Here is a 12,410-nt window from a genome sequence, read left to right as displayed (position 1 = left end):
ATGGCAGTCCACCTTCGCTTCCGCTCCCTCACCGTCACCACCGCCGACGCCGAGAAGACCTACTGCTTCGACGGGCCGGCCACCGTCGTCAGCGGTCCCAGCGGCACAGGCAAGTCCAGCCTCCTGATGCTGCTCAAGCATGTGGTGGGTGGCAAAGCCGTACTGACCCCGGCCGTCCGCGATCACGTCATCTCTGCCTGTGCCGAGGTCTTCATCGGCGAGCAGCACGTGATCCTCAAGAGGACCGTGAACGACGCCCGCTCCGGCCAGGTGGAGGTCCTGGACCCAGGGACCCTGGCCACTCGCAACACCTACGCCGTACAAGCGGACGACGACCTGCCATCCTTGTCGGACTACCTTCTGGCGGCCCTCGACTTCCCCCGTGAGACGATCCCCGCCAGCCGCGACGGCAAAGCCACAACGCGGGACCTCACGTTCACCGATCTCTTCGCCTACGTGTACCGGGAAGCCCGCAACATTGACCGCGAAGTCGTGGGACACCTCGACACATGGTTCAAGACCAAACGCACCGCCCTCTTCAAGCTGATGTTCGCGCTCACCGACAGCACCGTGCTGGAACTCAGCCGGAAGCTGGGCGAGCTCAAGGAGGAGCTCCGTAAGAAGACGGACGAGTACGAGAACGTCAAGGACTTCCTCAATGCGACTGATCCCCGCACCGAGGACCAACTGCGGGCCGAGCTCACCAGCCTGCGGGACATGCTGCAGCGAGCAGATGCAGCGCTGGCATCCCTGCGTCACGAACTGGAGGAGAGCACCGCAGCCGACGCCGTCCTGCGCCGAGACCTGCGTGCGGCACTGGACAGTGCCCGCGACGCCGAGCAGGACGTCCTTGCGGCAGAAGAGCTGGTGGAGGCCCGTGCCGCGGTCGTCGCCCAGGTCGAGCTCGACCTGGCCCGACTCGACCGCTCCACCACCGCCATTGAGAAGTTGTCACCCTTCGACTTCGTTGTCTGTCCACGTTGCATGCAGCGCCTCAGCACCCGCTCCGTACCCGAGGACCACTGCGTGGTCTGCCTTCAGGACGACCCGCACGACCAAGACGTCGATCCCGCTGCTATCGCACAGACCCGAAGGAATCTTGACTTTCAGCTTCAGGACGCCCGAGCCGTGCTCGAAGCCGATAGCGCTGTCCTGGAAGTCGCGCAACAACGAGCCCAGCAAACCGACTTCCTCGCCCACAGTCTGCGCCGTCAACTCGACGCACAGACCCGCGACCTCGTGGCACCCCGCTTCGACGCCATCGCAGACGCCAGTGCCCGCGCGGCCTCCCTCAGGGCAGCCATCGACTCCGTGTCCCAGCTACGAGACTCCTGGACGCGGGCACACGCGATCGCACGAGACGTCCGAGCCATCAAGGAGCAGCGAACCCGCGCAACCGCTGAGAAGAAGGCCCGCACAGCTGAACTCGCTGCGCGACAAACCCTCGTGAGAGACCTTGGTCGAGACTTCAACACGATGATCTCGCAGCTGCGCCCCGCACCGTGGATCCAGTCCGCGACCATCGACCCGTCGTCCTATTTGCCGGTCGTGGACAACGTCTCGTTCGAGAGTCTTCAGGCCGACGGCGGGGGGATCGTGACCTGCATCAACGTCGCATACAGCCTCTCCCTGCTGGAGTTCGGCATCACACACCGAGACGTCCGGGTGCCGTCACTGCTGATCATCGACTCGCCTCGAAAGGCGTCCGGGAGCAACCTGGACGACCAGGCGCGCGGGCATCGGACCTACCAGCGCTTTCAAAAACTCGCCGAGGTCCACGGCCCGCAGGTCCAGCTGATCATCGCCGACAACGATTCGGCGCCCACCCCAGGCGCAGCTTTCGGCAAGATCGAACTTGACTACGACAATCCTCTCGTCCCAGGCGTAGCCCACCCCGGACCCGAGCACACCCACCGCGCCGAGGACGAGTCCTGATCAGGCTGTTTGGACTGCGTGAGCCTCTGATCCGGCGTTGGCGCACAGCCGTTGTGATCGCTTTTCTCAATGAGGCGCGTAGGGCGTTGGCCCGAGCCGTTCAATTCTGCGGCTGGGACGCTGGACAGCCCCGTTGGAGAGGAGTCCTGGGTGTCCTGAGGGCGTTGTCAGCGGCGCGTTCCCCACGGATATGCGCGGGGGTGAGGGCGTTCCGTGTTGGCCCCCACCTGGGGCGGGGCCAGTCGGTGCGACGTTGACCTGCGCCACGTGAGTGCTGGCCCGATCGAGGCGGGGCCGGGAACCTGGTCCGCGCCTGGTCCGGTTCGGATCTTGGTGCGCCTGATCTGGCGGAAATAGCCTTGCAGCCGCAGGTGTTACCGCACACACGTCCACAAGGGGGGTGTCAAGCCTGAAACTGTTCTACACGAAAAGTGGCGTGACCGAGGTCACGTCGCGATTGGCTGAGGCTGAGGCCGATGTGCAGGGCCTGGTCGAGGGGGCGATGGAGACGATGCTCGGGGTTCGATTCCTCGCCTCCGAGTACAGCACCGGTCCCGTTCACGGCGGGCGCATCGACTCGCTGGGGCTCGATGAGAACGGTGCTCCGGTGATCGTCGAGTACAAGCGATCCACCGACCCCGGCGTGCTGTCGCAAGGGCTGTTCTACGTGGCCTGGCTGATGGATCACCGCACCGAGTTCCAGGTGTTGGTCCGCGAGCGTCTCGGGGTGACTGCCGCGGCGCAGGTGCTGTGGAGCGCGCCCCGGCTGATCTGCATCGCTGGCGATTTCACCCGCTACGACCTCCACGCGCTCCGCGAGCACCGGAGATCGATCGACCTGGTGCGGTACCGGCTGTTCGGCGAGCACCACATCGCACTCGAGACGGTCGCCTCGGTCGCCGGGCAGGCCAAAGCGGCCCCGCGCACGCGTCGTCGTGGCACTGACACGCAGGTGCCTGCGCGGCAGGAGTCGGGGGCGATGGCGGAGCTGGCGGCAGCGGTGGACGAGGTGTTGCTGGGGCTGGGCGAGGACGTCTCGAAGGTCCGGCGCAAGCAGTACGACGCGTACCAGAGGCTGCGGAACTTCGCCTGCGTCACGGCCAGGCAGGACAAGCTCCTGGTGTACCTCAAGGCAGCCCCGGCGGCTGTCGACCTCGTTTCGGGCTTCACGAGGGACGTGACGGGGCTGGGACACCACGGCACCGGTGACCTGGAGGTCCAGTTGCACTCGGAGAGGGACGTGGAGCGCGCGCTGGACCTGTTCCGGCTGTCCTACGCTTCGGTGGCGTAGGGCCTGGCGACCCTGCGCTGGGGCCGTTGCCCGAGCGGGCGGAGCGCGCTGTGTGTGAAATTCGGGAAGGGTTTCGGGTTCTCGGCTGGGCCTTTCGACGGATCGGGCGGGGACGTGGCGGTGGAGTTCTCGATCTTCCGCACGATCCCCGGTTTCAGAAACCGGGGATCGTGCGCTCTATATCGCCCAGCCAATCGCAGACCTTGTGGCGTCACCCCACGGAGTGATCGTGCCGGACGGTCCCGACCGGCATCCTGGGGCCACAAGACCACCACGGCTTGCTGGAGGACGAGATGGAGCCGGACCAGGAATCAGGCGGCGAGACGCCGGTGGAGCCGTCGCCCGCCTAGGCGTTGCTCTGCTTGCAGGGTGCGTCTGCAGCCTGATCGCCGTCGCTTCACGACGGCGCCAGGAAGCGGATCCTGCATCCCTGGGGCGGCTCATCGGCGACGAGCACTGGACGGATACGGAGGAGTCTGCAGCGAAGGAAGTGGCCCGTCCCCAGCTCCAGACGCTGGTTGTGGCGCAGAGCGTCCTAGTAGGCCATGGCGACTTGGCGGACGGGGTTCTCCCCGTGAAGGTGCACGTGACGGCGTACGCCGCCAGCGTACGTACCCGCGGCGACGGTGGTGTGCCCGTCGTCGGCGTGAAGGTGGATGATCAGGCGGCCTTCGGAGATGTCGTTGTGGATGCGCTGGGCTTTGGCGCTGACCTCACGTACTTCGTCGCGGGTGCACCAGGGGAAGGGATAGTTGCCCCAGGTCCATTCCGTGTCGATCTCGTCCTGGAGTGCCGTCTCGATCTCGACGGTGAAGCCGTATCGACTCAGCTGCTTGGCTGCGGTGTCGCGTAGTACGGCTCCTCGTGGTCGATGCGGGCGAGGACCATGGTGTCCGGTCCGATGCTGCGGAAGCCGAGGTCGCACAGGTGAGAGCGGGCGGCGTCGCTCGTGGAGCCGGAGGTCGTGGCGATGACGGCCGGGTGGTGGTCTGGGTGGAGGGCGAAGCGGATGTGCGCGTCGGCGGAGGCACGAGGGGCTTTCGGTCGGGGCGGGAATGGTCATCGGCCTGGCCGGGCTGGGGTTCGTGCGGCGGGGCCGGCTCGTACGGCCGGAGTTTGCGGGGCGGCTGACCGGCGGGATGGGGACTTCTCGCCCGGGTCGTTGGTGGCGTGGTGCCAGCGGGTCCGGACGGAGGACAGTGCGGAGAGTGCCCGGCGGCTGCCGGTGGCCAGTTGGTGGACGGAGGTTGCTTCGTCCGACGTCAGCGTCGCGATTCGGGTGGCGACCGTGACGGCCTGACTGAGGAGTGCGCGCTGGAGGATCTTCTGGCCCCAGTGCTCGGGTGCCCCGGCGGGATGGGAGACCAGGTCGAGGACCTCGTCAGGGCCGAACCCCGCGTGAAGAAGGCCGCGTTGCTGGGCTTCCCACAGGATGGTGATGGGGTCCACGGGCGCCTCTCTGCGGGCGAGGGCTGTCAGGCAGGCGAAGAGGGCGGCGTGCACGGGGACGGTGAAGTCGCTTTCGTGTAGCCAGCGCATCCGCGGCAGGTCGTCGGGGCGGGCGGTCGCTGCGGCCAGCAGCATCCGTTCCTCGTCTTCCGCCTCCGCCGGCGCCTTGGCTGCCGGGTCGGGTGCTGCCGGGGTTCGGGGCATCGACCCGGGGTGAGAGGGGAAGGCCGTGGCCAGCTCGTCGAGGTAGACGGCGAGCTGGTCGGCGCGGGCCAGTACGGTTCCGGCCGGGTCGGGCCCCGGGGTGCGGGCGGCCTGGGAGAGGAGCCCGGCGTGCTGGCGCAGGAGGCGGCGGGCGTGTCCGGAGCGGACCATCTGGGCATAGGCCGGGGCATGGGCGTCTGTGGGGCAGTTGCTGATGAGGATGTGCAGGTAGGCGGCTGTCAGGGCGCGGGTCTGGGCGGCGGCGAGGAGCTGGTTGGGCCATACCGGGCTGGTGCGGTGGACCTCGGGCGTGGGTGGGGACACCGTGCGCATCGCCGCGAACAGGCTGCTGTGGGCGGCGCTGGCGAAGTGCTCGGGTTCGAGCGGGCCGATGGTCTTCAGGCGGTCGGGTACCAGGAGCAGGGCGCCGAGCAGGGCCTGCTCGGCGTAGTGGACCACAGGCAGTGGCGGCGGATCGCCGAGGGGCTCCTCCTCGGATGCGGCGCGGGCGTGGTCGGCCATCACGCCGCCAGGACGAAGTCGTCGCGGTTGAGCGTGCGTTCCACGTGCGGGGCGATCAAGTGCCCTGCGAGCAGCGGGGGGACGGCGTTGCCGATCTGGGAAAAGCGCTGGCCCTTGGTGCCCTGCCAGGGGTAGGCCGCCGGGAAGGATTGCAGGATCCCGGCTTCCTCGGCGGTGATTCGGATTGCCGGCGCCGCAACGGAGCACAGGGCCGTGGTGGAGCGGGTGGTCCAGATGCATTCGTTGGCGCGGTTGCCGAAGAACAAGGTGGCGGCCGGCTCGGTCACGGGGCGGACGGCCGCGTTCGCCTGGCTGTTGCTGCGCAGAACCCAGTCCGGTCCGGCCGTGCAGCGCGGCGACGGCCGGGCCCCTTCCCGGCACCTGCACGGCGGGCCGGTCTTGGAGCTCCGGGAGGGTTCCATGCGGGGCGGGGGGCTTTGCCAGGCGCCGCGGTCGCGGGCGTCGGACAGCGTCTTTCGGGAGCCGGACGGGAAGGGTTCGGGCCCGCCCCCGGGTCCGCCACCGGCGCACACAGTGGGCACGGGCCCGTCCGTGCGGCCCCAGCCCAGGGCTTCGGCCATGGACACCCATCGCTGGCGGCCGGGCCCGAAGAGGGATTCCTGCTCGCCGAGCTTGGCGTGCGTAGGTTCGGGCGGGGCGGCCCGACGGGTGCGGGAGGCGATCAGGATCGCCCGCCTCCTGGTCTGCGGTACGCCGTAGTCGGCCGCGTTCAGGATGCCGCTCCAGGTGGAGAACCCCCAGGTGCGCAGCACGGCGGCGTACTGCTTCCACAGCGGTGCGACGTCGGGCACCTCCTCCATCAGCACCCACTCCGGCTCGCCCACGGTGTGGAGGGCATGGAGGTACCGCATCGGCTCGGCGGCCAGTAGCGACCGCGGGTCCTGGCAGGCAGCAAGCAGCTGGGGCCGGGTGTCGCGGCCGACCGCAAGGTCGGCAACGGCCTGGTGGACGAGAGGCTGGTCGACAAGCCCGAGACGTTTGCCGGCCATGCTCCATGCCTGGCAGGGCGGGCTCGCTATCAGCCCGCGGGTCCGCCCCACGAAGGGCCGGACCGGGTAGAGCGCGACGTCGGTACGGATCGTGGTCTGCCCGGCCGCGGCGCGAGTCTTGCAGGCCCATTCGTCCCACTCCAGGCCGACGTCGCGCACACCCAGCACGTGCAAGGCGTGCCCCCAACCGCCCGGACCTGCGAAGAGGTCCACGATGAGGTCTCTCATATGGCCAGCCCGAAGTCGTCCCGGACCGATTCGGGCTGCTCACCCCGGCAGGCCCACGGCGAGCAGCCGTCCACGACACCGGCTTCGAGAGCCTCCGCGTCCGGAGCGTCGGTCTCCTGCTGGAGGGCGGCCCATTCTGCTGCGGTGACATGGTCGATCGGCGCCTCGGAAAGGGGTACTCGGGACCGGTGCAGAAAAGCCTGGCCGAGGAGCGGGTTGCCGCTCGCGTTCGCGCGGGCATTGCCCTGACGGATGACTGCGTCGAATTCGACGACGTCAGCCCATTCGCTGGGATAGGTCTCCCTGATGCTGCGCCATTGCGCATTTCCCTTAAATGGACAAGTTATTGAGAATCGAGACAGTGTTATGACCTTTCTGGTGATGTGTGCAGGCCGCTCTATAGGGCCTGGAATTGCTGGGCTGTTGCTGGCCTCGCCGTGTGCGGTGCAGCCGTCGGGATCATGACCGGCCTGGTCCCGCTGCGAGGCTGCGGTCCGGCCGCCCCTGCTGGACACCTTCTTCGGTTACCGTGCGCCGAGATCGACGGCTGGTGCAGTGGAGGAGCAAGTGATGAACACGGTCGGGGCCTCGACGGGCTCGGGTGAGCTGAAGCGCCGCCTGGGGGTGTCCGACGCGGTGATGATCGGTCTGGGGTCGATGTTCGGGGCCGGGATCTTCGCCGCGTTCGCGCCGGCGGCCGACGCTGCCGGTTCCGGACTCCTGCTCGCCTTGGCGCTGGCCGCGATCGTGGCGTACTGCAACGCCACGTCATCGGCCCGGCTGGCCGCCCGCTACCCGCAGTCCGGGGGGACCTACGTCTACGGCCGTGAGCGCCTGGGTGACTTCTGGGGCTATCTGGCCGGCTGGGCATTCGTGGTCGGCAAGACCGCGTCTTGCGCGGCGATGGCACTGACCGTCGGCTTCTATGCGTGGCCGGACCAGGCCCACGCTGTCGCGGTCGCCGCCGTGGTGGCGCTGACCGCCCTCAACTACAGCGGCGTGCAGAAGTCCGCGTTGCTGACCCGTGCCATCGTCGCTGTCGTTCTCGCGGTCCTGGCCGCCGTGGTGACCGCCTGCCTGACCAGTGACACCGCCGACTTCGTGCGCCTGGACATCGGCGCGGACATGACCGTCGGCGGGACGCTCCAGGCGGCCGGCCTGCTGTTCTTCGCCTTCGCCGGTTACGCCCGGATTGCCACACTGGGCGAGGAGGTTCGCGACCCCGCCCGCACCATTCCCCGCGCTATCCCTCTCGCGCTGGGCATCACCCTCGTCGTCTACGCGGCTGTCGCCGTGGGCGTGCTCGCGGTGCTGGGACCAGACCGCCTCGCTCAGAGTGCCGCGCCGCTCGCCGAGGCCGTGCGTGCCGCCGGCGTCCCGGGGCTGGCCCCGGTGGTACGTGTCGGGGCGGCTGTCGCGGCGCTCGGGTCGCTGCTCGCACTGATCCTCGGGGTCTCGCGCACCACCCTGGCCATGGCCCGTGACCGTCACCTGCCGCACGCGCTGGCGGCGGTCCACCCCCGCTTCCAGGTTCCCCACCGTGCCGAACTGGTCGTCGGTGCCGTGGTCGCAATCCTGGCCGCGACGGTTGATGTACGGGGTGCGATCGGCTTCTCCTCCTTCGGGGTCCTGGCCTACTACGCCGTCGCCAACGCCGCCGCGTGGACTCTCACCTCTGGCGAGGGACGGCCGCCCCGCCTCGTGCCCGTCGTCGGCCTTGCCGGGTGCGGGGCCCTCGCCTTCGCCCTGCCGCTGGTCTCCGTGATCTCCGGCGCCGCCGTCCTCGTACTCGGCGCAGCCGTATACGGCGTGCGGAAAGCCAGGGCCAACAGCTCCCGGAGCTGAGCCTCCTGCTCGCCGCATCCGGGCCGAGGCTTCAGTCCTCTCCCTCATCGGCACGTGGCGGTACGGTGCCCATGAGCGAGGTGAGGGGGACGAAGGCGCTGTTGGTCCCGAGCTCTCTGGGCGTAGGGCCGGCGGGGGTGGGGATGTCGGCCAAGTGCTGGGTGAGGGCCGTGACGGCGTCGCGGTCGCCTTCGAGTGCCTCGCGCTCGTCGTCGGTGAGGTCGAGCTGTTCGAGCATGGTGTTGATTCCTTCCTTGACGGCGAGGAGCTGGCCCTTGGTGGACTCTTTGGGGACGTAGAAGGGGCAGCGGGCGCAGGCCATGCGGTGGGGGCATTTGGCGAAGAAGTCGTAGCTGCAGAAGCCGTCGCCGAGGTCGTAGTACTTCCACGGCTGTTCGCCGTCGGCGGCGGCTCCGGTGAGGATGCTGTCGCGGTCGATGAGGACTTCGATGGTGCGGACGTTGCGGGCGAAGTAGTCGGCCTTCTTGCTAGGCGGCGGTCAGGGTCCGCTGGAGGATCTTGGCGTAGTAGCGGGTGCTGGCCCGGTGCTTGTGGCCGAGCCATTGCTGCAGATCGCCGAGGGTGAGGGGGTCGCGGGCGTTGAGCCCGGTGGCTGGTGAGGGCGCCGCGGGAGTCCCCCGCGGGGACGCTGGCTTTCTGGCAGAGGGCCGGGATGATGGTCTCGTTGAGGTAGGCGTTGCCGACGAGCTGGCCGCGGTGGCAGAAGAGGTGCTGGCGTGGCAGCCCGGTCTTGCGGTCGGCGAGCTCGGGTTGGGGCGGCGGGACCAGCTTCCAGGCGTCGATGAGTGGTCGCCGTAGCCCGGTCTCGGCGGCGGCGCTGACGGCAAAGGCCATCCAGGCCGGCGGCGGGTGGCGGCGTCAGGCACGGATGAAGGCATTCGCGTAGCGGAATTGCACGGGTGTGAGGTGCGGTATCACGCGGCCTTCTTGAAGTCGGCTTGCGCAGGGGCGGCTTTGGCGACGGCCCGCGCTGTGATTGCGTCCGAGGCGGCCTTGGATGCGGCGGCCAGGTCGCCCGCGCCCGGTTCGAGGTACCAGGGGCGCAGGTCGAGCGCGGCCGGGCGGAGCCCGGTGGCGAAGAGGAGGGCGGTGCCCTTGGGCAAGGCGCGGATCCGGTCTGCGGCCAGGATCCGCTCCTGCCGCATGCTGATCGAGGTGGACTTGCCCGAGTCGGAGATGCTGGTGGACTTCGTCTCGACGTCGTGGTCGCCGATCAGACGACTGAGCTTGTCCGCGAAATCGGGATCGTCGATGCCGGCGCCGATGACCTTGATCGTTGCCGCCGACCACATGGCGTCCATGCCTGCGTCCGACCACACCTTCTGACCCTGCCGGTAGCTCTGCAGGATCGTGATCGGGATGATCCCGCGGGAACCCAGGTGCGAGTACAGGTCCGGCAAGTCGGAGATTTTGCATACGTTTGCGGCCTCGTCGAGGATCGCGAGCATGGGCGGGTCGAGGCGTCCGCCGGTACGTTCGGCTCGGGTGGTCGCGGCCCGCATCACTGAGTCCGCGCACGCAGCGATCAGCGCGGAGGCTCCGCCGCCGCCGTCCTTGGAGAGCAGGAACAGCGTGTCGGTGGAGGCCACGAAATCGGCCGGGCGGAACTCCGGGACGTCCTTCTGTGGGGTTACCCAGGTGGCGATGTCGGCGCTGAGTAGGGCGGACGCGTACTGTCTTGCGGTCTCATACACCCCATCGCGCGTTTCGGGCGGGCCCTCGACCGTTCCCTTCAACTGGGCTGCGACGGCGGTGAATCCGTGGTCGCGCAGGATGTCGAGGGGGCGCCGGTCGGCGGGGAAGGCCAGCCACTGCATCACGTCCGTGATCGGGCGGTTGTCGAGGGCCGCAGCCAGGAACAGCTGGCTCAGGACGTTGCTGCCGGCCTTGGACCAGAAGTCGCCCTGCTGGCTCGCATCCACGGAGGCGGCGAGGAAGTGGCCAGCCAGACGCCCCGCGCCCTCCAGGGACTTCGCGTCCGCCAGCGGGTTCCACCACATGGTGCGCGGTGCGTGGGCGATCTGCTGGGGGTCCATCGACCACACCCGACCCACCCGGCTGCGGGCGTCGAAGCAGGCCGTATAGGCGTCACCGGCGGCCTTGTTGCTGGTCAGGAGCACGGCGCCGGGGGCGGCGAGGATCGAGGGAATCGCCAGCGAGGTGGTCTTGCCGGAGCGGGGGGCCATGATCGCGACCGCTACGTCCTCCCACCCCATCCGGACTTCGGTCTTGCTGCCCTGAAGGTTGCCAAGGAGGATCCCGGTGTCGGACGGGGCGATGCGTTGCGTGTCCTTCAGGCTGGGGCGCAGGCTGCGGGCCTTTTCGGTGATCGCGGCGGCCAGGACAGGGGCGATGTCCTTGGCCTTCGCGGTGCCCTCGATGCGGCGCTTCTTGTTGCCGCCGAGCGTGCCCTTGTGGCGGCTCCACCACAGGCCGCTGGCTGCGGCAAGGACGAGCAGGGCCAGGATGGGCAGGATCCGCGCACCGATCAGCAGGGACGTTTCGCCCAGGCCGGGCCAGAGCTGGTCGGGACGTATCAAGGCGTCGGCGGGCCGGTAGGCGGCCCAGGCGTTGCCGGTGGCCATGGCGGTGAGGTTCCCGCCGAGCCAGGCGAGGTGGGCGAGGGGGACGGCGACGGCGAAGGCCCCGAGGAGGACCTTGAAAGCTATGTCGTAGCCGTCGGAGGAGGAGCTGGGCTGAGACAAGGGCGCGCGATTCCATGGAGAGGTCGGGGACGAATGGGGTCAGCGGGAGCGGCGCGGCAGTGATCCGCCGGGTGGCTGCGGCGGCAACGGTGTGCCGGTGAGGTGGGCGGCGAGGCGGTCGACCCGTTCCCACAGGGCGTACTCGGCCTGATGGGTGGGAACGCGTTCGCGGGCGATGCGGACGCTGTAGCGCAAAAAGAGGGCCATCTCCTTCTCGTCACGCAGCAGCGGCTCCGTGGAGACCATGTCGGCGAGGACCGCGGCAGCCAGGTGGGGCGGGGTGCGGTCGGAGAAGTACGCCCGCCAAGCCGTAGGGGCAGCGGGCCCGGAGGCCCAGGGGCCGTCGTGGGCCGTGACCTCGATGTGCAGCGCGCCGAGCGGGTGCCGGGAGACGGTGACGAATCCGTCGGGCGAGGAGATCTGGTGCTCCAGGACAGAGCGCTTCCACCCGGCCTGCTCCAGGACCTGCGTTGGATCGGCCGCGCTGTCGGCCGTGCCGGTGGTGAGGGCGTCGGTGGCCGCGGCGACGATCTCGGCCGGTGTCCGGGCGCCGAAGCGCATGGTCCACGCCTTCTCGCCGGCGGTGGTCCCGGTGTGGTGCAGGGTCCACCAGTGTTCGTCCGGGTCCGGGGACAGCAGCAGTTCGGCTTGACGGTCGCGGCGGGTGAGCCGTACGACCGGGCTCAGGGGGATGTGGGCCGGCTGCCAGCGGAAAGCCTTCTGCAGTGGGGCGGTCACCCAGCGGGGGTCACCACCGCAGGCCAGATACCGGGGGGTGACCTGGGCGAGTACCCGCGGCTTCTCGGGCTCGCTCACTTCCGCCCGGCTGTCCGTGACGGTGACGGCGATGTGGTTGGCGGTGACTGTGCGACGCGCGACGGCGAGGTCCAGATTGTCGGCGTGGGTGGCGAACAGGCTGGGGACCCGTTCGAGGTCGGCCTCGGCGGCGTCGAGCAGGACGCCGGCCTCCTCGCTGACCGGTTCGAACGCCCTCCACACCACGTGGTCCCGGACGGCCTTGCGATCGTCGTAGCTCTCCGGGTCGTACGGCCAGCCATCGAGATTGGTGTGCTCGTCGGAGTACAGGTCCCAGGCGTCGACCGCCGCATCCGCCGCGCGCAGGAAGGCTGCAAGACGGCTGACCATCGCCTGAAGGCCGGCGACGACAGTGCTGCCGGAGGGGGCGGATTTGGGCAAGGG

The 12,410-nt window shown here is 69.2% G+C and carries 10 protein-coding genes; 4 read left to right on the top strand and 6 right to left on the bottom strand.

What is annotated here, in order from left to right; genetic code table 11:
• From OG625_RS05910 to OG625_RS05900, 3 genes are all read left to right on the top strand, one after another.
• Entirely contained in the window at positions 1 to 1,935 is a 1,935-nt protein-coding gene (locus tag OG625_RS05910; RefSeq protein WP_329377005.1) for a hypothetical protein, read from the top strand.
• A gap of 400 nt (positions 1,936 to 2,335) precedes the next feature.
• Positions 2,336 to 3,226 (top strand): DUF5655 domain-containing protein, encoded by an 891-nt coding sequence (locus OG625_RS05905; protein WP_329377004.1) that lies wholly within the window; start codon positions 2,336 to 2,338, stop codon positions 3,224 to 3,226.
• Between the two features lie 574 nt (positions 3,227 to 3,800).
• Complete coding sequence (locus tag OG625_RS05900) at positions 3,801 to 4,079, top strand: hypothetical protein (RefSeq protein ID WP_329377003.1); 279 nt, start codon at positions 3,801 to 3,803, stop codon at positions 4,077 to 4,079.
• Positions 4,080 to 4,285: 206 nt separating this feature from the next.
• On the opposite strand, the gene OG625_RS05895 is transcribed toward OG625_RS05900, so the two are convergent.
• The 3 genes from OG625_RS05895 to OG625_RS05885 are packed head-to-tail and all read right to left on the bottom strand — an operon-like array spanning position 4,286 to position 7,154.
• Positions 4,286 to 5,401: a DnaB-like helicase N-terminal domain-containing protein gene (locus OG625_RS05895; protein ID WP_329377002.1), complete on the bottom strand. Its 1,116-nt coding sequence runs from the start codon at positions 5,399 to 5,401 to the stop codon at positions 4,286 to 4,288.
• Positions 5,401 to 6,639, bottom strand: a complete 1,239-nt coding sequence (locus OG625_RS05890; RefSeq protein ID WP_329377001.1) for a DNA cytosine methyltransferase — start codon at positions 6,637 to 6,639, stop codon at positions 5,401 to 5,403. Before OG625_RS05890 ends, OG625_RS05895 begins: the two co-directional genes overlap by 1 nt.
• Positions 6,636 to 7,154, bottom strand: coding sequence for a hypothetical protein (locus OG625_RS05885; RefSeq protein WP_329377000.1), 519 nt, complete (start codon positions 7,152 to 7,154; stop codon positions 6,636 to 6,638). Before OG625_RS05885 ends, OG625_RS05890 begins: the two co-directional genes overlap by 4 nt.
• A gap of 55 nt (positions 7,155 to 7,209) precedes the next feature.
• On the opposite strand from OG625_RS05885, the gene OG625_RS05880 reads away from it, so the two are divergent.
• Positions 7,210 to 8,484, top strand: a complete 1,275-nt coding sequence (locus OG625_RS05880; protein WP_329376999.1) for an APC family permease — start codon at positions 7,210 to 7,212, stop codon at positions 8,482 to 8,484.
• A gap of 31 nt (positions 8,485 to 8,515) precedes the next feature.
• Here the strand turns inward: OG625_RS05880 and OG625_RS05875 are convergent, their stop codons facing one another.
• From OG625_RS05875 to OG625_RS05865, 3 genes are all read right to left on the bottom strand, one after another.
• On the bottom strand, positions 8,516 to 8,806 hold the full coding sequence (locus tag OG625_RS05875; protein ID WP_329376998.1) for a hypothetical protein: 291 nt from the start codon (positions 8,804 to 8,806) through the stop codon (positions 8,516 to 8,518).
• A 613-nt stretch (positions 8,807 to 9,419) separates the two neighbouring features.
• Positions 9,420 to 11,210: a type IV secretory system conjugative DNA transfer family protein gene (locus OG625_RS05870; protein ID WP_329376997.1), complete on the bottom strand. Its 1,791-nt coding sequence runs from the start codon at positions 11,208 to 11,210 to the stop codon at positions 9,420 to 9,422.
• A 39-nt stretch (positions 11,211 to 11,249) separates the two neighbouring features.
• Positions 11,250 to 12,407, bottom strand: a complete 1,158-nt coding sequence (locus OG625_RS05865) for a DUF317 domain-containing protein (protein WP_329376996.1) — start codon at positions 12,405 to 12,407, stop codon at positions 11,250 to 11,252.
• Positions 12,408 to 12,410 lie beyond the last annotated feature (3 nt).

The organism is Streptomyces sp. NBC_01351, from assembly GCF_036237315.1.
In the GTDB taxonomy this organism is placed as follows: Bacteria; Actinomycetota; Actinomycetes; order Streptomycetales; family Streptomycetaceae; genus Streptomyces.
The sequence above is the reverse complement of the archived record's forward strand: the minus strand, read 5'-3'. Positions and strand labels throughout refer to the sequence as shown.

Excerpts from the sequence above, each read along its gene's own strand:
- OG625_RS05910 (WP_329377005.1), top strand. The coding sequence starts at position 1 with ATGGCAGTCCACCTTCGCTTCCGCTCCCTCACCGTCACCACCGCCGAC.
- OG625_RS05895 (WP_329377002.1), bottom strand. The coding sequence starts at position 5,401 with ATGGCCGACCACGCCCGCGCCGCATCCGAGGAGGAGCCCCTCGGCGAT.
- OG625_RS05890 (WP_329377001.1), bottom strand. The coding sequence starts at position 6,639 with ATGAGAGACCTCATCGTGGACCTCTTCGCAGGTCCGGGCGGTTGGGGG.
- OG625_RS05880 (WP_329376999.1), top strand. The coding sequence starts at position 7,210 with ATGAACACGGTCGGGGCCTCGACGGGCTCGGGTGAGCTGAAGCGCCGC.
- OG625_RS05875 (WP_329376998.1), bottom strand. The coding sequence starts at position 8,806 with ATGGCCTGCGCCCGCTGCCCCTTCTACGTCCCCAAAGAGTCCACCAAG.